The sequence below is a fragment of the Acinetobacter sp. 1130196 genome, from assembly GCF_000588095.1.
GTDB lineage: Bacteria > Pseudomonadota > Gammaproteobacteria > Pseudomonadales > Moraxellaceae > Acinetobacter > Acinetobacter nosocomialis.
The window spans coordinates 82,968-106,074 of the sequence record NZ_JFWX01000002.1 but is presented as its reverse complement, the minus strand read 5'-3'; the positions used below and the strand labels follow the sequence as shown (position 1 = coordinate 106,074).

The following is a 23,107-nucleotide window of genomic DNA, read 5'->3' as shown; positions in this document are numbered from 1 at the left end:
TTACCCTATTGCTTATATGAAAATTCTTAAGGTTGAATTACATGTTTGTTCGCTCATTACTCGCTATGAGTTTAAGTTGTATTATTGCTAATGTTGCTTTGGCTGCGTCAACAACTGAGCAACCAGTCACTCCTAAAAAAGTATCTGCTCCTGTAGAAGATCCGATTGATCCGCTTGCTGTAGATGCTGCTTCAACTGTTAAAGCCCAAACTCAAGCTCAAGCCCAGACACAGATTACAGCTCAAGAACAAAATGACTTAAATCGAGCGTCTACAACATTACAAAATTTACAAAAAGCTGAAGATCCAAATGCCGATTCAGGTATTGCTGCTTCAGAACCAACAGCGCCAGCTAAAACAACAACAGCATCTAAGACTGCTACTTCTGCTCCAGCCGTTTCATGGACATTAGATGGCTTAAACAATGCTGAGTGGTACGAAAATATTGGTAAAGGTCAATTACCAGTTTATGCACGTGCCCATGTCATGCTAAACAATGCGCATGCTTCACCGGGTGCAATTGATGGTATGAGCGGTAAAAACACGCTTAAAGCAATTGCATCTTTCCAGCAAATGAATGGTTTATCACCTACTGGTGAACTTACTAAAGAAACTTGGGATGCGCTTGTTGCAAAACAAACAAAACCAGCATTTATTGAATACACCATTACTGATGCAGACCTCAAAGGTCCGTATGCTGAGTCAATTCCTTCTGACTATGCATTACAGGCCAAAATGAAAGGTTTGTATTACACTCGCGTGAGTGAAATGTTGGGCGAGAAGTTCCATATTGACGAAGGTTTCTTAAAGAAACTAAACCCGAAAGCAACCTTCAAAAAAGTTGGTGAGAAAATTATTGTTCCTAACGTACGCAATGACTTACCAGAAGACATTCATTTAATTATTGCGCATAAAGGTGCTAAACAGTTGTATCTGTTTAATAGCCGCAATCAAATGATTGCCTCATTTCCTGCAACAATTGGCAGTACTGATACGCCATCTCCGACCGGTACTTATAAGGTAGTTGGTGTTGCGCGTAACCCTTGGTATAGCTATTCACCTTCGAACTTCGTACAAGGTAAAAACTTAAAACCACTTTCTTTACCACCAGGTCCTAACGCTCCTGTAGGTAACATCTGGATTGGTTTAAGTAAAAAATCATTCGGTATTCACGGTACACCAAACCCGTCTTTAATTTCTAAAACTGCATCACACGGTTGTATCCGTTTAACAAACTGGGATGCTAACGATTTAGGTAATAAAGTACGTTCAGGTGTCACTGTTAAATTCTTAGAATAATCTTTTAAAAGAAAAAGCCTGCTTTATGCAGGCTTTTTTATATCTAAAATTTAAAACGAAAATTTCTAGATGTCTTGATCATATTAAAAACGCAACAATATGTTGCATCTACTCTATTTTTAGCTTGTTTCTACAGGTTTAACATATTCCTTAAGAGATCAATAATAATTTGAGGAGATCGAGTCATGAATGCTTATTTGCATCGTAGTGAAGATCGTGGTCATGTTAAAGCAGGTTGGTTAGAGTCTTACCATAGCTTTTCATTTGGTAACTGGTATAACCCTAAATATATGGGTGTAAGTGCATTACGCGTGATTAATGACGACCAAATTGATGCCCATAACGGTTTCGGCACTCACTCTCATGACAACATGGAAATTTTAACATGTGTGCTCGATGGTGCAATTTCACACCGTGACACGATGGGAAATGAAGGCCAAATTAAGGCAGGTGAATGGCAACTTATGAGCGCTGGTACAGGCGTGGCTCATAGTGAAATTAATAACACTGATACACCCGTACATCTATTACAAATCTGGATTATTCCAGACGTAAAAGAAGCCGAGCCAAATTACCAACAAATTAGTTTGGACCCACGTAAAGATCCAAATAAATGGCATTTAATTGCAGGCCCCGATGCAAATGCCCCAATGCACATCCGCCAAAACGCAGAGGTCAAATCTGCTGTATTGGAAAAAGGAAATGAACTTCCTATTGAAACATCAAAACGCGTAAATTACGTTCATGTCATTTCAGGTGTAATTCGTATTGGTGATCAAGAAGTTAAAGCGGGTGATGCTTTAGTGTTTGAAGATAACGCCGTGATTCATGCACTTGAAGACAGCCAATTCATTTGGTTTGATTTACCTTAAATAACTAAAAGCCCTTTTATATGAAAGGGCTTTTTTAATCGCTTCCTCCGCCCCCATCGCAACTCCCTGAGTCTGAAGACGATGAACAATCATTTGAATAATTAGAGCTATGATGATGACTAGAACTATTATCGTGTAAATGATGTGTTGAAGATGAATAATCATGATCACTCGATGGCGAATAACTTTTTAAATTTCTGAGTAGCGCGATTAAACAGATCAGTCCAATACTCGAAAAAATGGCTATAAATATAATAATAAATAACTTCAAATAACGACCTCCTTGATAAGGCTATAGAGATACTTATTGTGTCCCTATCCATTTATTTAAATGAGCTATGTTGAATAAACAAGTTGTTTTTTGATAGATAAGATCAATCTATTAAGTTTCTTTTACATACAAATAGGCACTGGCTCTTGATATACCTAAATGTTGTGCCACTGTCTCGACAGCCTTTTTAATATCTAACAAACCGTTATTTTTTAACTCATGTACTAATTGTTTACGCTCATTGAGTTTTAACATACGCGGTGTCGTAGCATGCTTTGAGGCAAATTGGTCAATATATCTTCGAATTGCCTCTGTACCATTCGGTTCTAAATTTTCAATAATGTTGTCAGTTTCAATTTTAGTAAACTGCTCTAAAGCGCTTTGCATCCCCCTAAATAGGGTTAAATCAATATTCATACATAAAGCGGCTACATACTGGCCTTCTTCATCTTTAATCCCAATAGACGTACTTTTGGCAGGACGGCCATCAGCAAACTGGTTTGCATAGTTTGAAATGAGGTTTGGAAACTCTGGAGACATGATTCTAGCCAACCCTAACTCAGTAGCTGGATCTCCAATTTTTCGACCAGATAAATTGTTATGTATAGAGAGTATGGCATGCTCAGGATTTGTTAAGTCATGGACAACGACCTCACAAAAAGGAAATAGCGTTTCACTTAACCCCTTCGCGATGGTATCTAGTTGAGTGAGCAAATGTTTATCACGATTTCCCAAGGTATTTCCTCCAAATGACTTACTTACTATTTCAAACTTTAGAATGAAGCATGTAATAGTAATTTAGACTTTTTATCTAATTTTAAACTTAATGTAAATCAAAATCTTATATCTCATTGTTATCACATTAGAAAATAAAATTAGACATTTTATCTAAACATATATATTTTATCTAAACAAGGCTACTATCTTGTGTATTCCTTGAGCAATACCAAATCTTGCATCCGAAAACATGAATAGAATTAGGTTTAATTATGAAAAATTTAACCCTTCCCACTTATGAAGATGTCGCAGCCGCTGCTGAACGTATAAAAGGTTTTGCAAATAAGACTCCTGTTTTAACTTCACGTACTGTTAATAATGAATTTAAAGCAGAAGTATTCTTTAAATGTGAGAATTTTCAGCGAGTTGGTGCTTTCAAATTTCGTGGTGCAATAAATGCGCTTTTACAATTCAATGAAGCTCAGAAAAAAGCTGGCGTGGTCGCTTTCTCTTCGGGAAATCATGCACAAGCGATTGCGCTCGCATCAAAAATTCTTGGTATTCCAGCAACAATCATCATGCCTAAAGATGCCCCTGCTGCAAAAATGGCAGCGACCCGAGAGTACGGCGGTAATATTGTTGAATTTGACCGTTATACCGAAGATCGGGAAAAAATTGGTAAAGAGATTGCCGAAAAAAATGGCTTGACACTCATTCCATCTTATGACCATCCACATGTAATTGCTGGGCAAGGAACGGCTGCAAAAGAGTTATTTGAAGAAGTCGGCGAATTAGATTACCTATTTGTATGTTTAGGTGGTGGCGGTTTATTGGCTGGTTCTGCCCTGTCTGCTCGCCAGCTTTCTCCGAACTGTAAAATATATGGCGTTGAACCTGCTTTAGGAAATGATGGGCAAATGTCTTTTAGAAAAGGAGAAATTGTTCATATTGATACACCGCAAACTATTGCCGATGGTGCTCAAACGCAATATTTAGGTAAATTAACATTCCCTATAATTCAACAAAAAGTTGATGATATTTTGACAGTCACAGATGAAGACCTCATTAGCTGTATGAAGTTTTTTGCTGAAAGAATGAAAATGGTCGTTGAACCGACAGGATGCCTCGGATTTGCTGCTGCGCGTAATTTAAAGCATGAGTTAAAAGGCAAACGTATAGGCATCATTATTAGTGGTGGCAACGTTGATATTTCTAAATATGTAGAGTTTTTATCAGCTTAATAAAAGCCAATGTCTATCTAGGATGTCCGTTAATGCGTCATAGATAGGCATTACATGCTACTCGCCTCTCGACGTGTTCGTGTCTTAATTTAAATAAACTTTTGGAGATATGATGAGATTTATTTCTGAGTCTGAATCTTCTGCTCTCATCAATCATGAACTGGCTTATGACGCCATTTACCAAGCTTTAATTGCTGCAACTCAACCTGACACTAAAAGTTTTGCTGTAGTTCATGGTCAAGGGTCCGATAGCAAAAATACCTTTAGTGTTAAGTCATCGGCGACCGAGCATTTGGCTGGCCTTAAAGTTGGTTCTTTTTGGGAAGATAACCCTAAAAACGGTTTGCCTCGCCATAACGCGCTCATTTTATTATTTAATCAAGCCAATGGAAAAATGGCAGCTGCCATCGAAGCAGGCAAAGTCAACGCATTTCGTACAGCCGCTTCTAATGCAATTGCGACCAATATATTGGCAAGAAAAGATTCAAAGGTATTGGCTATATTTGGTACAGGAAATCAGGCCAAATATGAGTGTGAGGCTTTAGCAAGAATTAGAAATTTCGACCAGATTTTTATAGTCGGACGCGACTCAAATAAAGCTGAAAATATGGCAGATGCCCTCAAACATTTAGGCGTTAAGCTTAACATTACCGGTGCAAAAGAAGCCTGTGAACAAGCCGATATTATTGTGACCGCAACTTCTTCGCACACTCCTCTTTTTAAAGCTGAATGGGTCAAAGCTGGCACTCATATTTCATCGATGGGTTCTGATAAACAAGGCAAACAAGAACTTCCGCCAGAGCTATTTTCACATAGTGGTTTATTTTGCGACCTTAATGTCCAGTCTAAACTCATTGGTGAATTTCAACATACGCCTGAGACTGCAACCTTAATCAATATAGGTGATGTGCTTTTAGCAAATGCGCAAGGTAGACAATCTCAGGAACAAATCACAATTTATGACAGTTCAGGCTTATCGATCCAAGATTTATATATCGCTCAGAAAATTTTAGAAATTTCTTAATATTGATCATTTAACTGCATCGTTTAGGCTAATGCAGTTAAATGTAAAGCATGTTCCTTTTCATAATGCTTTACTGAATTTTATTTTTAAAATCAGAATGAATCTTGAGTAAAAACTTTGGCAAAAGACGCGATATATTGCTCAGCCTTAGCCTCATAATTTTGAAAACCCGCATCAAATACCCATCTTTCAATTTCAGATTTTTTAACTAATTTTTGCAAATAAAGCTGATGATGGCGGTCTAATTCTTCTTTTAAACTTCTTAGCATGAGTTCATTTAAACCAGTAGGAGGATTCAGACCTGTATCTAAAAGACTCGGCGCAAATGCCACACTTTTGAGTTCCAATTGATGCGCTGTTTTTATAGCAGTTTTTATCGCAGTCTCGATTCGCTCTATCATGAAATCTTCTGGTGACCCCATGCCTATAAGCAAAACTTTAGTTGCCTGTATGGTTGAAGGCGTTTGATTTATTAAAAGAACATCATTCAGTTTTGCACTAAACCAGTTATTTTTCCGTATTTCATATAGTCTTCCGTTTAGAGCTTCATCTAAATGCGCCAAACCACCCGAAAAAGAACGGTTATTCATTTCATGTTCAAAAATACAAGCACAGGAAAGCTCAACCTCGGCCGTGGTACAGTCCCAAGTCACGAGTTCAATGTTTAAATTTTGGTAACACCCAATTTTAGTTTGCTTTATCTCTGTGCTCATATTTTTACTCTTCTCGTTTTCCCAGCCATATTTAAGCTCAAGGCCTAAATAGTTTGCGTCTTTACCACCCGCTTTCTTAATGGTATCTCCAACCTCAAAGTGCACGCCTTCGGCAGCCACAGACAGATTCGAATTAATTTTTCGATCTGCTCTGAGTTGAAGATATGCCCCAGTCCAGCTCGAACCTTGCCCCGCGGTATTTGCCATGCTGTTATTTCCTTGGAAATAAATCGCATCCTGAGTGGTTTCACGCCACTGAAAACCTAAAGCACTTAACAGAGTAAGTTTATCGGAAGGCTTAAGTGTCAGAGATGGTTTTATGTGAATAATATTGCTGTAGCCACTGTAACCCGCCAAAGTAAAATATGAACCGTTTGCAAAGAGCTGGTTAAAAGTATTGAGCTCATTATCGTTGGCTTTTTTGTCGCCTGTGGCAATATCAAATTGAACCCCTAAACGTGGTGACCACGCTTGGTCAGCAAAAGTGTATCCCGTAATACTACTGAGCGCCCAAGCCTGAATTGTTTGTCCGCCGATTTTTCCATGCTGAAGCATGCCTTCAACATCCCAATCGACATTATTTTTTTTACCCATATGACGAAGGTCATATAAGTCTCGAACCTCATTGCCCTTAATACTTGGAAAGGATGCATTATCTCGTTCATAACGCGAGTAATAACCTGATAACTCAACATCCCATACATTTTGTTTATCTACGCGAAAACCACTAAAGCTTAAATTGCTTTTCGAGCGGTCATTAAACGTGGAATCTTTTTCTATCTGAACAGGTCTGGTGAGATAACCTAAAACTCTCCAGTCGCCATATTCATACCCCGACCATACCCCATCAAAGGCTTGCCGAACATTGGGGCCTTCTCTATTCGAAATAAAGCGCTGTAAGTCAAAAGCCATTTCTTGACGGCCGACTCTGAATTTAAAAGTTCCATTATTTAAAGGACTCACCCACGCAATAAAGGCTTGTTCTATATCGAGTCTATTTTGGTCGGTACTGGTAATATTCTTTTTATCAAACGCTCGGGCATCGCTTAGCTGCGTAAATAATTGTAAATGATCACCTATTCGTACATCTGCATGCGCTTGTAATCTTTGAATTAAATAACTATCGGCCTGATTATTTCCAGTACCAAACTTGGCATTATTATTGACTTCAAAACGTTCACGAATATTTGCCCCCAGTGATAAATAATTATTATCGCCAAAAGGTATATATTTGAAGTCGTCTCCTATTTTCTTTGGCACACACGGATTTTTTAAAACATCCCAATTTTCTTGCCAACGATTCGTTGAGATTTTTGGACGAGTTGGACATGCATTTGTGTTTGAGACTTCATTTTCTGCATAAGCAGATTCGTAGAAAAATAAACTGCTGGTTAATAACAGACTCATTTTTATTATTTTAAGGTAAGTCTCTGAGTGCTTAGTTCGATATGTTCTGTCTTTAAAAACATGCGAGGCCATCAAGTGTTATCCATAGTAATAAATAGGTCGTTGCAGAGACTTGGGGTTTTGCACTCACATTGCTCTTAGGCAGCATGAGTGCAAATTTCAATCCATCATTTAGGCTATAAATTATTTGATAGACGCATGAATTTCAGCGATATAACCGCCCGGGAACTGCACCATTGCTGACTCACGACCATCCGACTTATAAGCATTCACCAAAACAGATGCACCTGCTTTTGTGGCTTTATCTAAGGTTTCAGATAAGTTTTTAACTTCATAACCCGTCATATCGTGCCCATACGGATAAGGAAGATGACCATTGGTCACGAACACTGTCATTTTGCCGAAGTCAGACTCAACGCGAATACGTCTATACGTTTCATTTGGGCGACCAATTTCTATACCTGCGGCTTTAGGGTTATCGGAAACGACTTTACCGTGTGAAAAACTCACGAACTTCTTAACAAACGAGTCGGCACTTTGTTTTGAAACATAAATACGGTTTTCTGGAACAGTCTCTAACTGGTTATAGTTAGGCTTAGTCGTGTGCCAATAGAGCTGCATATTTACACCGCCCGGCCATTGGACAATCGCATCACGCCCAATTGGGTCTGGGAAGGCATCTACAATGACATCTGCCCCATTTGCCTTGGCAGCCTGCACTGCTGCATCCATATCTTTGACTAAATAGCCTGTTCTTTCCAAACCAAACGGATATGGAATTGGAGTTTTAAAACCAAATACAGACAATGTACCTACTGGGGTCAATACAAGCTGAGACATCGTCTGGCTCGGTGTTGGTGTGACTTGGAAAACACCTTGTTTCGACTTGGTACCCCCGAATGTTGCGACCAAACTATCGGTAAATTTATCAAAGTCTTCAGGGTTTACATAAACATGCGTTGTATCGTATTGGGGGGCTACACCGGGCGCCTCACTTTTTATACTTGTTGTTGTTTTGGCAAAAACCTGAGGCACTAGGGCAACATTTGTGCCCACTAGCATGGTGCTTAAAAGCAAGGCTGATAATGATTTACGCATAAAATGCTCCTGTTTAAATGAGATGCTTAAACTTATTGTGATTTTGAAGATTGATTAGAAAGAATGGTGACCATCACCAACGCAGCGATGAGCCCAAGATGTTCGAAGAAACTATTAAACGTACTAAAAAATGCTGGGCCTGTATGATTCCAAAAGTCGTTTGCAACGAGCATTGCTATGGCAGTTAGACAGCCTAAAGCCCCTGCTCCTAACCAGACAAAACGATTAAAAATCACCAGCAGTGAACCAACAATTTCAATAAAAATAGCGGTAGCTGCCCAGAGCCAAGCAGGCTGTAGACCAAAACTCGCCTGCTCTTCAATAGCCGCATGAAATCCGATGAATTTATTAATTCCCCCCACTAAATAGGCTGAAACGAGTGCAAGTCGAAGTAGCGGAAGCAATCCATGAATTGATAAGATCTTTTTTACCCATACTGGGTTATTATTAATCAAGTCACTCATCTATTTACCTTTTTGAAATCTCATAGTTTTAATATTTAAAAAATATAAGTTTCATGCATTAATAAAAGTTTATAAAATATGCAATATTCATGATCTAATTTATAAAATTATCTTTATAAAATAAGATAATTTAAATAGTTTTAAATATTTTATTAACCTTTAAAAAACCAAATAACTCACGGTATATAAAATCAAAAATCCGTGTAAACTACTAGATATTTATTTAAATACAAACTGTATTCTAAAAAGATACAATGATTGATATACAGATATTCCTCATATAATTTAGCGGCAAGATCATTTAGCCTTTAAAATTTGATGGATAAAATAGACTGTATTAATACTTTTATAAGTGTGGTAGAGAATGGAAATTTTAGTCATGCTTCTAGAAATCTAGGCATTACCAGAGATCAGGTTTCAAAAAGAATTTTTTATTTAGAAAGTCTATTTAATACATCATTATTTATACGCAACACCCGAAAGATGGACCTGACTCGCTCTGGAGAAAAGTTCTATGAGCGATGCAAAGTGATTGTGAAAGAGTTAGATTTAGCAGCTCATGACTTTGTATACGACCAGAAATACCCTGAAGGCTTACTCAAAATTAGTGCTCCACATGTCTTTATCCAAACGTGCTTTTCAGATGTCATTTCTAATTTTCTAATCAAATATCCTCATATTGAAATTGATCTTATGTTTTCAGACCACTCCACTCATATCAATCCCCATAAATTTGATGTGATTTTAAAAGTTGAGGAAAATATTGAAGAGAAAAATACTTTCATTTTAAATACATATAAAAGAAGCTTTTATGCAACAGATACATATTTAAATAAATATGGAAAACCGAAAAATATAGAAGAGCTTAGAGAACATAGCATTTTACTATATTCTAAAGATGACTTAAAAAATAATATTATTAACTCAATACCAAAATTAACATGCAATAATATAGAAATTCTTTTAGAACTTTGTAAGAGAAATCAAGGCATTTTATTTGCACCTGACTTTTTAGCAAAAAAATATGAAGATGAAGGAATCATTATTAACTATTCAAAAACCCTTTTAAACTCCGATCTTTATTTTTATGCAACCACACCTTATGGATCGAGAATTCCAAAAAAGGTTGAACTTTTTTTAAATTCTTTAAAACAGCATTTTTCAAACTTATAGCTTTTTCAGTCATAAAATTATCTCTTAATAGATAGTTCTTTTTTATAAGCATATACAAAAAGTTCTAATGGATGGTTCACTCGATTGAGTAAATTTTGTTATATACTAAACAAAATATGTTGAGTATGTAACATGAATATATCTTTACTCATATCTTCACTCCCTACTCAGAACTCAACCGCTCGTATGAGAGTCTGGCGTTCACTCAAGGCAAGCGGAGCCGCAACTGTGCGTGATGGAGTCTATCTATTACCCATTACGCACTCTGAAAAATTTGAAGCTATCGCGCAGGATGTAATCTCAGAACAAGGTTCAGCTTATATCTTTCAAGCAGAAGCGCCATTAAACCTTGAAATTATTTCACTTTTTAATCGTAATGAAGAATATGAAGCTATACGTAAACAGCTTGTTGATTTAAATCAGAATCAAAATGAAAATGAAAAAAAAGAACTACTTAAACAAGTCCGGAAATTGCGAAAGAGCTTGGATGCTCTTGTCGAAATTGATTATTTCCCTAGCGAAGTCCAAGAGCAAACACTCAATGAACTTATCTCACTCGAACATTCTATTGCTCGACTTGGTGAAACCAATGAACCCGTTTTTACTCAAGCAAAGATAAAGCGACTTCTAAAAAAAGATTATCAAAATCAAGTCTGGGCTACCCGAAAGCACCCATGGATAGACAGATTAGCGTCAGCTTGGCTTATCAAAAATTTTATTGATGAATCACCTCAGTTTCTATGGCTGGAATCCCCTTCTGAATGTCCTACATATGCACTTGGTTATGATTTTGATGGAGCAACTTTCACCCATATCGATAACTTGGTTACTTTTGAAGTTCTCTTGCATAGTTTTGAACTTGAAACACCTGCATTAAAAAAGATTGCAGAAATTGTTCACTATCTTGATGTCGGTGGTTTTGAACCACCAGAAGCAATAGGCATAGAAAAAGTAATTCAAGGTTTACGTAGTCAGATCAGCAACGACGACCAATTATTTGAATTGGCCAACTATATCTTTGATGGCTTATATGCCGACTTAAAAAGAGAACGCTCATGACACAAGAAAAACAAAACTCACACGACTCTCCTGTTGAACCTGTAAGCTTCTGGCGTGCACTCCTATTTTGGCTCAAATTAGGATTTATCAGTTTTGGAGGGCCAGCAGGACAAATCGCTGTTATGCACCAAGAGCTTGTTGAACAAAAGCGTTGGATTTCAGAAAAACGTTTTCTACATGCGCTTAACTATTGCATGCTATTGCCCGGCCCAGAAGCACAGCAGTTAGCGACCTATATCGGGTGGCTTATGCATCGTACTATTGGAGGTTTAGTTGCAGGTATTTTATTTGTTCTCCCCTCTTTATTCATATTAATAGGCTTATCATGGATATACGTTAAATTCGGTGATGTTCCAATAATTGCTGGCCTGTTTTATGGAATTAAACCAGCTGTAGTCGCTATTGTTTTTCACGCAACTTACAGAATTGGCAGTCGATCACTCAAGAACAAATTCTTATGGTTAATTGCTGCTATCGCTTTTCTCGCCATATTTGTTTTAAACCTACCATTTCCACTCATTGTTTTTGCGGCAGGACTCACTGGTTATTTTACAAGTAAGAAATATCCTGAACTGTTTTCTAGTAATGCAGGGCATAAAAACAGTCAAAAAGATTATGGTACTGCCTTAATTGATGACGATACACCAACTCCAGAACATGCAAAGTTCAAATGGTTACGCCTGACTAAAATTATTATTGTTGGTGCCCTTCTATGGTTTATTCCTGTCGTGGGGCTTGGCCTTTACTTTGGTTGGGATCATTCATATACACAAATGGCATGGTTCTTTACTAAAGCAGCTTTACTTACATTTGGCGGTGCGTATGCAGTTCTGCCATATGTATATCAAGGAGCTGTGAACTATTATGGATGGCTAAGCCCAACGCAAATGATTGATGGTTTAGCACTTGGTGAAAGTACACCTGGGCCTCTAATTATAGTTGTTGCTTTTGTGGGTTTTCTCGGTGGATTCAACCATGCTTTATTAGGTTCAGAACATTTATTTCTGGCAGGTACACTCGGTGCAATTATTGTTACTTGGTTTACTTTTCTGTTTTCATTTATATTTATTTTAGCAGGTGCACCTGTTATCGAATCAACGCATAACGAGCTAAAATTTACTGCTCCTTTAACTGCAATTACAGCTGCCGTAGTCGGTGTGATTTTAAATTTGGCACTGTTCTTTAGTTATCATGTTTTATGGCCTCATGGATTTAGTCAAGCTTTTAATTATGAAGCGGCCTTAATTACAATCGCTGCATTTATTGCCTTATTCCACTTTGAAGTAAAAGTTATGTATGTAATTTTAGCAGCAGCGATTTGTGGTTTAATTCTATACGTGGGTGTATAAAAATTTATTCTATTAAAACAAGAGAGTAAGCCTTATGCTTACTCTTTTTTTATTAATGACAGTGATATTGTCCCGTTTTACTATTGGTATGACATCCTGATGAGTTAGTCCCGCCAGAGTGAGCGTTAGCATTTGTGACCGCTAAACCAATTAAACAAATAAATAATAATTTTTTCATGAGCTTGCTTCCTTAAATTGGAATTATAATGAGCATTTAGTGTACAAAATAAAAGCACTAAAAAGATGCAAAGCAGATGAATGACATTTGAACTTTAGTCTAGTAAGTTAGTTTCTTTCTTATTTCGGCCATTTATGATGATAATCATCAATCACATATTCGTGTGCATGCTCACCGTTATGGCTATGGTTAACCAAATGTTCATGTCCAGCAGGTAAGTCATGATGGGTATGAGATAAAACTAAGTCATCATTTTTCGGCCAGATGAAATAGGCAAAAGACAATGCACTTAAAGCAATAATTGCCATAGGAATAAAAGTAAATAAAGTTCCAAAGTGAGTGCTTAACCATCCCACTAAAGGATATGTAATTAACCAGCATGCATGTGAAAACGCGAATTGTGCAGCAAACAAAGCCGTTCTATTTTCACTTGAAGCAGACTTACGAATGAGTCGACCCGTTGGAGTTTGTGAGACTGAATACCCTATTCCCAAAACAAACCAGAGTGCTAAAAGCCAATCATATGAAGCGATAAAATATCCACTAAATAAACCAATTACCAAAATTACCGTTCCAGTCAGCATGACAGATCGGTCATCAAATTTTTCTAAAACTTTAGGAAGCATAAAAGCCGAAAGCATTGATCCTAAGCCAAATAACCCAAACGCCCAAGTGGTCGCATGTTCGGACAATTTAAAAGTGGATTGTACTAAAACGACAGTATTTACAATTACCACAGCGCTCGCAGAAGCAATGGCTAGATTTAATGCCAATAAAGCTTTTAAACGAGGAGTGTTGAAATAGATTTTTGCCCCTCTTTTTATTCTGCTATATATACCTTGAAATGCAGCAACCTGAGCCACGGGTAGTTTTGTACTTACAACGAAAAGCGCCGAGCCAATAAATCCAATCACTGTACCTAAAAATAAGTTGTGATAACTCATATAACTTAGTAAAAAACCTGCCAACATCGGGCTAATAATATTTTCTAAGTCATATGCTAACCGAGATAGAGATAGCGCATTGGTATATTCTCTTTCCTCGGGTAAGACATCGGGAATCATGGCTTGAAATGTTGGGGGAAATGCTGCCGATGCAGACTGTAAAAGAAAAATCAGAATATAAATTTGCCAAATTTGAGTAACGAATGGTAGGCATAAAGCAGTGCACGCTCGAATCACATCCAAAGTCACCAGAACCTTTTTACGAGGAAGTCTTTCTGCAAAAGCTGAGGCAATTGGAGCAACGCCAATATAAGCAATCATTTTAATTGCCAAAGCAATACCAAGAACTTGCGCAGCCTGCCCTTTAGCAATGTCATAGGCTTGTAAAGCCAATGCAATTGTAATTAGCCCAGTACCAATCAATGCAATGACTTGGGCTAAAAACAAATGCCGATATGTACTATTTTTTAAGACTTCCAGCATTTGGTTCTCCTTTGATAGGAATTCAATTCATTCCAAACAAGGAATTTCTTTAGATGTTAACCTAAGAAATTAAAGAGAAGCTTAAAATGCCTTTTTATTCGCTGCCTTAGGCCATTATAAAAGTATCAGAAATCTAGTTTAATCTTAGCAGTTTCAGTATCCAGCGCCATTCTAACTCCCCGTCTCTTTCATCTGTCTCATCAGAGCTTAGAAGCTGAATAATTCTGCCTTCAATCATATATAAAAAGAGTTTGGCATCGGTAAAAGAAGCATCAGTTTTAAGTAATCTAAGCTGACTATAAACTTCATTGGTCAGCCATGTTCTGTATCTCACCGCGGTTTTATAAGCTTTTGGATAACTATTTTTAGTTTCAAAAATAGCCTTAAATAATAAGTAGTACGGGCCTTCTAAGTCGGTATGTAGAACATACAACTTCTTGAGTTTATCGGTTGTGCTTGTGTCATGGTCATACTCGACCAGTGCAACCACTTGGTCTTGGAGGTGTTCTTTTTGTACGATTAAACAGATTTCGATGAAGCGTTCTTTAGAGTGAAAATAATTATAAAACGTCATTTTATTCACTTCGGTTTCTTTCACAATTTTGTCGACACCGACCATGTGAAATCCACCGTGATGGAACAGATTTATTCCTTTTTTTACAACTTCTAAAGCACGTGTTGGGAGAATAAAATTTGACATAGTTTTACCGTTATAAAAATAAATTTTTTTTGTATATAAAAGAGATATAAAAAGCCTGTGCCCTTTTTGGGAGAAAAAAAGGCACAGCAAAGCCTATAAAGACTGTGCTTGGCACATCTCAAGTTTTATTGGTGATGCAAGTTTTTTGAGCCGTAATGACTGAAAGCCTGAAAACCTTAAAGGTGATCAAGCTGCTTTAAATTTTTAAGTGGTGTCGTTATAGCTTTTGGCAACGGCTGCCAAGAAATAATGGATGTGCAAAGCCAACTCCTTTTTATTGGGAGTTCTGCCAGACATTTATAGAATTATGGTGGCAGAACGGAAGAAGGTTGACAGACTAGTAATAACTCAAACTAGCACACCCGAAGGTGTCCCTCTCCCGTCCTACCGCTACGGGAGGGAACGAGTGGTCCACCACACACAAAACTATTCCTCAGAAGGAAAAGCTCTGATGCGGGAGTTATTATTCAGCCTGTCAAAGCCGGCTGGCAATGTGGCCAGCAGGCAAAGAATAGTGCCCAACCCTGTTACAGTCAAGCACACAAAATGACATTTGTTTTAAATTAGATCATTAAAAAGTAAGAATAAATAATGGATAAGTGATTGTTTAAGTGGGGTTTATAAAATTATAGCTTCAAGGGTATAACCTTCTAAAAATTAGGAAAATTTACAGGCGCGTCTGACACTCAGCACGAGACAAACCTTGGATATATGACCCAATATTTACTAATAAATTTAAGGTCAACGTCCACGCTTAGTTGCCATAAGTTTTCTTCAGATAAAAAAACCGCCTATAAAGGCGGCATTTCATAAACACTTAAATTTTAAAATATCTATAGATCTTTTTCGATGCTATAAAATCCATAAAATGGTAATCCAGTTTTATTTTGCTTTAATTCACAAGACCAAACACCTTGCGTTCTTTTCATACCATTAAATCTTCCAGCAACTTTTGTGTCATTCATTAATTCAACAACAGGAGTTCGGCCAGCTTTCAACTTTACATCTGCTAAACAGGCTTCCATTGATGCAAAACCTCCTTCAAAAACATCATGAGGCTTATCTTTAGAACATCCCAAAAGAGTTAAAAACAAACTTACAACTAGAATTTTTTTCATTTCTTCACCATTTGTTATAAAGCTCACACAATCTAACAAAGCAGATAAAAAATGTCACACAAAAAAGCATACTTAGAGGGCTTGTTATTTTTATGCTGCTTCATTGCTTCTTCAAAAGTAGTTACTACCTCATCTTTAACCTAACTACTTACTCATAGTAAGTAGTTATTATTTAAATAAAAAATAGAATAATATAAAAGAAGATGAGCAACTTGAAATAGAGTAAATTTCTCAAAAAGTTCTCGAATCATGAAAATAAAAAGCTTAAACCTTCTAAATTTAAGCCTTTAAAAAGCCTCTTATTTTCGCATACATAAAATCAATCAAGGCATCCCTAAATCTCTACTTGGCTCCCCATTTCCACCACTCGGTTAGCTGGTATCTGGAAGAAATCACTAGCAGGACTCGTATTAAGTTGCATTGAAATGAACAGTTTTTCACGCCATGAAACAATACCATCACCTACGTTATGGATTACACGTTCACGTGATACAAAAAAGCTTGTGTCCATAATGTTATATGGTTGATTCAACTTAGTTAAAGCTTGTTCTAATGCTTGAGGTACATTTGGCTGCTCTTTAAATCCATAATAAGCAGTGACTCGTAAAAAGTGCTTATCTAATACTTCGACATCAATACGTTCTGATTCATCTACATATGGAATGTCACGAGTATTTATGGTGATCAAAATATTACGTTCATGAAGTATTTTGTTATGTTTTAAATTATGTAATAAAGCATGAGGAACAACTTTTGGACTACTTGTCATAAATACAGCCGTTCCACTCACCATATAAGCACTAGACTCCAAGCTCTTAATAAATAAATCTAATGGCATAGTGTCACTTTGCAACTTGTTCAGTAGTAATTCACGTCCACGGCGCCATGTTGTCATAATTATAAAAGTGATCGCACCCATCATTAATGGGAACCAGCCGCCATCTACAATTTTTAGTGAAGTTGAAGCAATAAAGAGGAGATCTGGTATTATCAAAGGTATCGCAATTAACAACATGACCCACGAAGGCCATTTCCATAAGTGATACATGATGAAAGCAACTAAAATCGTATCGCAAAACATAGTCAAAGTTACTGCAATACCATAAGCTGAAGCTAGATTAGCGCTAGATTGAAACATAAGCACTAAACTAATAATCATTCCAAGCAACATCCAGTTCAATGCTGGTATATAAATCTGACCAATTTCAGATTCAGAGGTATGGTCAATCGCAAAACGTGGTAAATAACCTAATTGCATAGCTTGACGTGCCATAGAAAACACACCTGAAATAACTGCCTGAGAGGCAATTACTGTCGCAGCAGTTGCTAAAGCAATCATAGGATATAGTGCTATTTTAGGTACCATCATGAAAAAAGTATTATCGATGGCCTGCGGGTTTTGCAGAATCAACGCACCTTGTCCTGCATAGTTTAATACCAAGCATGGTAACGCAACAAAAAACCAAGCCAATTGAATTGGCTTACGACCAAAATGGCCCATGTCCGCATATAATGCCTCTCCACCTGTAATCGTCAATACAACTGCTCCCATAACTACAAATGCAGTCACAGGGTTATTTTCAATGAAAGGAAAAGCCCAATACGGATTAAGCATATTCAAGATAAAAGGGTTCTTGATAATGTGAGATAGGCCAATAAAACCTATTGAGAAAAACCACAGTAGCATGATAGGTCCAAAAAAACGGCCTACGGATCCAGTTCCCTTTTTCTGGATCATAAATAATCCAATTAGAATCACAATCGTAATTGGTATCACATACGGTGTAAAAATAGGGGTTGCTACCGACAATCCCTCTACTGCTGACAATACTGAAATAGCGGGGGTAATAATGCCATCACCAAAAAACAATGAAGCACCAAATAAACCAATTGTAATTAACCCAAAGCGCACTTTAGGCCCAATTTGCTTATTGTGCATGTTAAGAGCTAATAATGCTAAGATCCCCCCCTCTCCATGATTATCAGCACGCATAATTAACATACTAAATTTCAAGGACACCACGATCATCAGTGCCCAAAAAATCAATGATAAAATGCCTAGAACATTCGCTTCATTTATAGGAACATTATGTGATGTATGAAAACATTGGGTAAAAGCGTAAAGTGGACTAGTACCAATATCCCCAAAAACCACACCTAAAGCACCCAATGTCATTGCTGACATTTTTTGACGTCCAATCTCATGTGAACTCATCCATATCTCCTTGATATGAAATTATTATTCTTATATAGAAGTACTAATACCTATAATCCACTATCATTGATCAAAATATAAAAATCAATAGCATTAATAATTAATAAGATATTACTCCCTATAATAAGGAGACTATAAACACAAAATTAGTCTACTCTCATAGTATTTGAATTCTAAACTTGACTAATTTTCGTACTTATCCACATTAAGGCGTGAATTAATTCCCCGAAAATACCCCGAAAATAAAAAACCGCCATTTAAGGCGGTTTTTTAAATTGCTGATTTAACAGCGAATCTTGGTAGGTATATCCAGACTCGAACTGGAGACCTCTACGATGTCAACGTAGCGCTCTAACCAACTGAGCTATACACCTAGAATGGAAAGCATCATATTCATTTTTCAAAAGCAAAACAAGAGATTTGCCATTGAAAAAAATACAAATGAGCAGACTTTGAGCAAACTCTTTTTCATTTCCCAAAAAGTAAAACGGTACATGGTTCAACCACATACCGTCTTTGGTTAGCCAAATATCAAGCTCAACTTAACATGGGCATTTCTTCAAAGTACCACCTGCCGATGGATAACGCACATCAACACAATGTCGATAGAAAGTCTTTGCATCCATAGGTGTTAAATCTGGATGATGGGCTTTCATATGCTCCAAATATGTTTGATAGTCCGGCACACCAACCATCAGTCGGAAGCTTTGCTGTAAACGTTGCCACAAGGTTGCTATACGCGACCAGTTCTTTGGAGAAAGTAATAGCTCTTTTTGCGAGAGCACTGTCATTTTGATGATTTTCGCAATAATGACAGTTCCATTTTTTGCAAATTTAAAATTCATCTTTATTCTCCTCGAGTGGTAACCACTTCAGGATCGGCATATACCGCAGGCGCTTCATTTACAGTCGGTTTCGGACTCGCTAAAGCACGGCGAACAATACCAATTGAGGCAATAATCATGACAATCGAAACAATCATAAAGAAGCCACAAAGCGCAGCATTAATCTGATTCGACATCACAATGTTTTGCATCTCAGCAATAGTTTTGGCTGGTTTAATAATTTCACCACGAGCAATCGCGTCAGAGAACTTATGCGCTTGCGCCAAGAAACCAATTTTTGGGTTTTCGTGGAAAATCTTTTGCCAACCCGCAGTCATACAAGTCACGAACAAGAAAATAGTCGGAATAATCGTTACCCATACATATTTTTCTTTTTTCATTTTAAACAGAATGACTGTACCTAAAATGAGTGCCATAGAAGCCAGCATTTGGTTACCAACACCAAATAAAGGCCATAATGAGTTAACGCCACCTAATGGGTCAATCACACCTTGATAGACGAAGAAGCCCCATCCACCTACCGCAACAGCCGTACCGACTAAGTTACCGAAGAATGAACCTGATGCTTTAACCGCAGGAATAACAATACCTACCGTGTCTTGCACCATGAAACGACAAGCACGAGTACCAGCATCGACAGCAGTTAAAATAAACAATGCTTCAAACAAAATGGCAAAGTGATACCAAAATGCCATCATTTGGCGGCTATTAAAAATTTCAGAAATGATATGAGCCATACCAATAGCGAAGGTAGGTGCACCACCTGTACGTGAAAGAATCGAGCTTTCACCTACTTCTTGAGCCAACACGGTCAGCATTTCTGGGGTAACAACAAAACCTAAGTTACGTACAGCTTCTGCCGCAGTTTCTACAGTTGTACCGAGTACTGCCGCTGGCGCATTAATCGCAAAGTACACACCCGGGTCTAACACTGTCGCACAGATCATTGCCATGATCCCGACAAAAGACTCCATAAGCATACCGCCATAGCCAATCATGCGCATGTCAGCTTCGTTATCGACGAGTTTTGGTGTTGTACCACTAGAAACAAGCGCATGGAAACCAGAGATGGCACCACAAGCAATAGTAATAAATAGGAATGGGAATAAGCTACCTGAGAAAACTGGACCTGTACCATCAATGAAGTGGGTTACAGCCGGCATTTTCAATTCAGGTAATGCAATGATAATACCCACCGCCAAACCAAGAATCACCCCGATTTTGAGGAAGGTAGATAAATAATCACGCGGTGCTAATAACAACCAAACTGGCAATACCGATGCGATAAAACCATAAATGATGAGACACCAAGTGAGCTGTGTACCTGTTAAAGTGAAGAACTCACCCCAGTATGGGTCTGCTGCAACATGTCCACCATAGACAATTGCCAGCATCATTAAAACAAAGCCAATAATTGAAACTTCTGCAATACGTCCCGGACGGATAAAGCGCATATAAACGCCCATGAACAATGCAATTGGAATGGTTGCTGCAATACTAAAGACACCCCATGGACTATGTGCAAGTGCTTTAACAACCACTAACGCCAGTACGGCAAGGATAATAATCATTACCCCGAGTGCACCGAGCATCACCACAACACCAGCAAAAGAACCAAGTTCCTGCTTTGCCATTTCACCAAGTGATCGGCCATCACGACGTGTTGAGATAAATAAGACTAAAAAGTCTTGTACTGCCCCCGCCAACACAACACCAACCAATAACCAGATCGTTCCTGGTAAAAAGCCCATTTGTGCAGCCAGAATTGGTCCAACTAACGGTCCTGCCCCTGCAATTGCAGCAAAGTGGTGACCGAAAAGCACATATTTATTGGTGGGTACATAATCCAGACCATCGGCTAAACGATGAGCTGGGGTTAAACGTCTTGGGTTTAATTCAAATACTTTAGTTGCAATAAATAGACTATAAAATCGATATGCGATGCTATATACACATGCTGCAGCCAGTACAAGCCAAACCGCGTTAACATGTTCACCACGACTGAGTGCCAGCATCCCAAAAGAAATTGCACCTATAATTGCCACTAGGCTCCAGACCAGCTTGGAGGGAAGCGTAGATTTCGCTTGCATTGTGTCCATTCTTAACCTCTCAATAAATAACTACAGCATTTTTATATTGTTATGTACTGTTTCTCTTAATCCCTGTGACTCTACTCCTCCTTTTTCTTTTTTCCTCTTATACTTTCGCATAAAAAAAGGGATGATTTACATCATCCCTTCGATAATAGTTTATTTTTTAACTATTATGCACGCTCTAAATACTCACCAGTACGAGTATCTACACGAACGCTTTCTTCTTGCTGAACAAATAACGGAACACGAACAACCGCACCTGTTTCAAGCTTAGCTGGTTTACCGCCACCGCCAGATGTATCACCACGTACGCCCGGATCAGTTTCAACGATTTTTAATACAACGAAGTTCGGTGGGTTTACAGTTAAAGGTACACCGTTGAACAACATAATTGTACATTTTTCATTTGAATCGTCTTTTAACCATTTAGCAGCATCGCCCATTGCAGTTTTGTCTGCAGCGATTTGCTCAAAAGTTACAGGATCCATGAAGTTCCACATTTCACCATCGTTGTATAAGTAATCCATTTCAACTTCAACGATGTCAGCCGCTTCTAAAGAGTCACCTGATTTGAAAGTTTTTTCTAATACTTTGCCAGTTTTAAGGTTACGTAATTTTACACGGTTGAACGCTTGACCTTTACCTGGTTTTACATATTCGTTTTCCATGATAGAACATGGGTTACCATCAAGCATAACCTTAAGGCCAGCTTTGAAATCATTTGTAGAATAATAGGCCATGAAAGGCACACTCCAAACTTAACAAGTCAACTATGCGATATAATGCGTTGTTGCATTATCTTAATCGTGTCAAATGATAAACTATTTATACCAAGAGCAAAACTGGCAATCACAACTCAGTGACCTTATTACTGATCCTTCTGAACTGCTAAGCCTACTCGAGTTATCCTCAGATCAGCTATTATCAGGTGCGATTCTGGCTTCTGAAAAGTTTAAATTGCGTGTTCCTCGTGCGTTCGTCGGAAAAATGAACGCTAAAAACCCGCTTGACCCGCTTTTACTACAAGTATTACCTCATCATTTAGAGCTTGAAGAGCATCCTGAGTTTGTAACCGACCCTTTAGGTGAAGAAGCAGCCAATCAGTTACCGGGTGTTTTACATAAATATAAATCTCGTTTTTTACTGACCTTAACAGGCGCATGTGCTGTGCATTGTCGTTACTGTTTCCGCCGTCACTTTCCCTATCAGGAAAATCTGCCAAAAAATGATGATTGGCTCAATATTAAAAATTATATCGAAGCTAATCCCGATATTAATGAAGTGATTTTAAGTGGAGGTGACCCCCTTACACTTTCTAATCGTAAGCTTGCACTTTGGCTAGAACGCTTATCATCTCTCAAACAAGTTAAGATTTTGCGAATTCATTCACGAGTTCCAATTGTCATTCCAAATCGAATCGACGAAGAGCTTATTTCTTTATTAAAAAACAGTAGGCTGCGTATTATTCTGGTGGTACACTCAAACCATGCTTCTGAACTCGATGACTTTACTTGTTCAAAGTTGATGGAGTTATCTTCGCACCACATTACTGTACTAAATCAGGCTGTATTGCTAAAAGGTGTCAATGATTCTGCTCAAACTTTAACTGATTTAAGTTATCGTCTATTTGAAGCTCGCGTTATGCCATATTACTTACACGTATTAGATAAAGTAAAAGGCGCACAACATTTTGATTTAATGCCATCTGAAATAGATGCGATATATCAAGACGTGTTAGCGAGCCTACCTGGATATCTGGTTCCTAAACTCGTCAGGGAAATTGCGGGCGAAAAGAATAAAACACCGCTTTTTGGGGCTACAACTTTTTGAGTTATATAATAAGTG

The 23,107-nt window shown here is 37.8% G+C and carries 21 protein-coding genes, 1 tRNA gene and 1 pseudogene; 8 read left to right on the top strand and 15 right to left on the bottom strand.

Features of this window, described 5'->3' with window-relative positions; genetic code table 11:
- Positions 1 to 41 precede the first annotated feature (41 nt).
- Positions 42 to 1,298: a L,D-transpeptidase family protein gene (locus tag J671_RS07130; protein ID WP_002052477.1), complete on the top strand. Its 1,257-nt coding sequence runs from the start codon at positions 42 to 44 to the stop codon at positions 1,296 to 1,298.
- Positions 1,299 to 1,483: 185 nt separating this feature from the next.
- On the top strand, positions 1,484 to 2,170 hold the full coding sequence (locus J671_RS07125) for a pirin family protein (RefSeq protein ID WP_031981811.1): 687 nt from the start codon (positions 1,484 to 1,486) through the stop codon (positions 2,168 to 2,170).
- Positions 2,171 to 2,204: 34 nt separating this feature from the next.
- Here the strand turns inward: J671_RS07125 and J671_RS26300 are convergent, their stop codons facing one another.
- The gene (locus J671_RS26300; RefSeq protein ID WP_079377406.1) at positions 2,205 to 2,441 is read right to left on the bottom strand and encodes a hypothetical protein; all 237 of its coding nucleotides are present in this window, start codon (positions 2,439 to 2,441) and stop codon (positions 2,205 to 2,207) included.
- A gap of 111 nt (positions 2,442 to 2,552) precedes the next feature.
- Entirely contained in the window at positions 2,553 to 3,176 is a 624-nt protein-coding gene (locus J671_RS07120) for a helix-turn-helix transcriptional regulator (RefSeq protein WP_002052706.1), read from the bottom strand.
- 254 nt (positions 3,177 to 3,430) lie between these two features.
- Here J671_RS07120 and J671_RS07115 point away from each other — a divergent pair, with 254 nt between their 5' ends.
- Together J671_RS07115 and J671_RS07110 are read left to right on the top strand one after the other, a co-directional pair.
- Positions 3,431 to 4,399 (top strand): threo-3-hydroxy-L-aspartate ammonia-lyase, encoded by a 969-nt coding sequence (locus J671_RS07115; RefSeq protein ID WP_004886089.1) that lies wholly within the window; start codon positions 3,431 to 3,433, stop codon positions 4,397 to 4,399.
- A 112-nt stretch (positions 4,400 to 4,511) separates the two neighbouring features.
- Entirely contained in the window at positions 4,512 to 5,423 is a 912-nt protein-coding gene (locus J671_RS07110) for an ornithine cyclodeaminase family protein (protein ID WP_031981810.1), read from the top strand.
- A 92-nt stretch (positions 5,424 to 5,515) separates the two neighbouring features.
- Here J671_RS07110 and J671_RS25930 read toward each other — a convergent pair whose 3' ends face one another.
- From J671_RS25930 to J671_RS07100, 4 genes and pseudogenes are all read right to left on the bottom strand, one after another.
- Positions 5,516 to 6,136 carry a M17 family peptidase N-terminal domain-containing protein gene (locus J671_RS25930; protein ID WP_032048638.1) on the bottom strand — a complete coding sequence of 207 codons (621 nt, stop codon included), beginning with the start codon at positions 6,134 to 6,136 and terminating at the stop codon, positions 5,516 to 5,518.
- A gap of 21 nt (positions 6,137 to 6,157) precedes the next feature.
- Positions 6,158 to 7,615 (bottom strand): annotated as a pseudogene (locus tag J671_RS0104225) (alginate export family protein); the annotation flags it as partial.
- A gap of 111 nt (positions 7,616 to 7,726) precedes the next feature.
- Positions 7,727 to 8,641, bottom strand: a complete 915-nt coding sequence (locus tag J671_RS07105; protein ID WP_022575335.1) for a hypothetical protein — start codon at positions 8,639 to 8,641, stop codon at positions 7,727 to 7,729.
- 32 nt (positions 8,642 to 8,673) lie between these two features.
- The gene (locus tag J671_RS07100) at positions 8,674 to 9,105 is read right to left on the bottom strand and encodes a DoxX family protein (protein ID WP_022575334.1); all 432 of its coding nucleotides are present in this window, start codon (positions 9,103 to 9,105) and stop codon (positions 8,674 to 8,676) included.
- 318 nt (positions 9,106 to 9,423) lie between these two features.
- Between J671_RS07100 and J671_RS07095 the strand changes: the two genes are divergently transcribed.
- The 3 genes from J671_RS07095 (at position 9,424) to chrA (ending at position 12,686) form a co-directional block, all read left to right on the top strand.
- Positions 9,424 to 10,278: a LysR family transcriptional regulator gene (locus J671_RS07095; RefSeq protein ID WP_031981808.1), complete on the top strand. Its 855-nt coding sequence runs from the start codon at positions 9,424 to 9,426 to the stop codon at positions 10,276 to 10,278.
- Positions 10,279 to 10,410: 132 nt separating this feature from the next.
- Positions 10,411 to 11,337, top strand: a complete 927-nt coding sequence (locus J671_RS07090; protein WP_031981807.1) for a chromate resistance protein ChrB domain-containing protein — start codon at positions 10,411 to 10,413, stop codon at positions 11,335 to 11,337.
- Positions 11,334 to 12,686 (top strand): chromate efflux transporter, encoded by a 1,353-nt coding sequence (gene chrA / locus J671_RS07085; protein WP_031981805.1) that lies wholly within the window; start codon positions 11,334 to 11,336, stop codon positions 12,684 to 12,686. Before J671_RS07090 ends, chrA begins: the two co-directional genes overlap by 4 nt.
- 52 nt (positions 12,687 to 12,738) lie before the next feature.
- Here chrA and J671_RS25775 read toward each other — a convergent pair whose 3' ends face one another.
- From J671_RS25775 to efp, 9 genes are all read right to left on the bottom strand, one after another.
- Positions 12,739 to 12,864: a YHYH domain-containing protein gene (locus J671_RS25775; protein WP_114271335.1), complete on the bottom strand. Its 126-nt coding sequence runs from the start codon at positions 12,862 to 12,864 to the stop codon at positions 12,739 to 12,741.
- A gap of 119 nt (positions 12,865 to 12,983) precedes the next feature.
- The gene (locus tag J671_RS07080) at positions 12,984 to 14,291 is read right to left on the bottom strand and encodes an MFS transporter (protein WP_031981804.1); all 1,308 of its coding nucleotides are present in this window, start codon (positions 14,289 to 14,291) and stop codon (positions 12,984 to 12,986) included.
- Positions 14,292 to 14,424: 133 nt separating this feature from the next.
- Positions 14,425 to 14,991: a TetR/AcrR family transcriptional regulator gene (locus tag J671_RS07075; RefSeq protein ID WP_031981802.1), complete on the bottom strand. Its 567-nt coding sequence runs from the start codon at positions 14,989 to 14,991 to the stop codon at positions 14,425 to 14,427.
- 833 nt (positions 14,992 to 15,824) lie between these two features.
- The gene (locus J671_RS0104220) at positions 15,825 to 16,109 is read right to left on the bottom strand and encodes a hypothetical protein (protein ID WP_031981801.1); all 285 of its coding nucleotides are present in this window, start codon (positions 16,107 to 16,109) and stop codon (positions 15,825 to 15,827) included.
- A 334-nt stretch (positions 16,110 to 16,443) separates the two neighbouring features.
- Positions 16,444 to 18,324, bottom strand: coding sequence for a potassium transporter Kup (locus tag J671_RS07070; RefSeq protein ID WP_050674828.1), 1,881 nt, complete (start codon positions 18,322 to 18,324; stop codon positions 16,444 to 16,446).
- A 297-nt stretch (positions 18,325 to 18,621) separates the two neighbouring features.
- Positions 18,622 to 18,698 (bottom strand) — tRNA-Val (locus J671_RS07065).
- A gap of 168 nt (positions 18,699 to 18,866) precedes the next feature.
- Positions 18,867 to 19,169 (bottom strand): YbdD/YjiX family protein, encoded by a 303-nt coding sequence (locus J671_RS07060; protein ID WP_002052430.1) that lies wholly within the window; start codon positions 19,167 to 19,169, stop codon positions 18,867 to 18,869.
- Between the two features lie 2 nt (positions 19,170 to 19,171).
- Entirely contained in the window at positions 19,172 to 21,268 is a 2,097-nt protein-coding gene (locus J671_RS07055; protein ID WP_017394303.1) for a carbon starvation CstA family protein, read from the bottom strand.
- 164 nt (positions 21,269 to 21,432) lie between these two features.
- Positions 21,433 to 22,002, bottom strand: a complete 570-nt coding sequence (gene efp / locus J671_RS07050) for an elongation factor P (RefSeq protein WP_002052936.1) — start codon at positions 22,000 to 22,002, stop codon at positions 21,433 to 21,435.
- 73 nt (positions 22,003 to 22,075) lie between these two features.
- Here efp and epmB point away from each other — a divergent pair, with 73 nt between their 5' ends.
- Positions 22,076 to 23,092, top strand: a complete 1,017-nt coding sequence (gene epmB / locus J671_RS07045) for an EF-P beta-lysylation protein EpmB (protein ID WP_002052728.1) — start codon at positions 22,076 to 22,078, stop codon at positions 23,090 to 23,092.
- Positions 23,093 to 23,107: the final 15 nt, after the last annotated feature.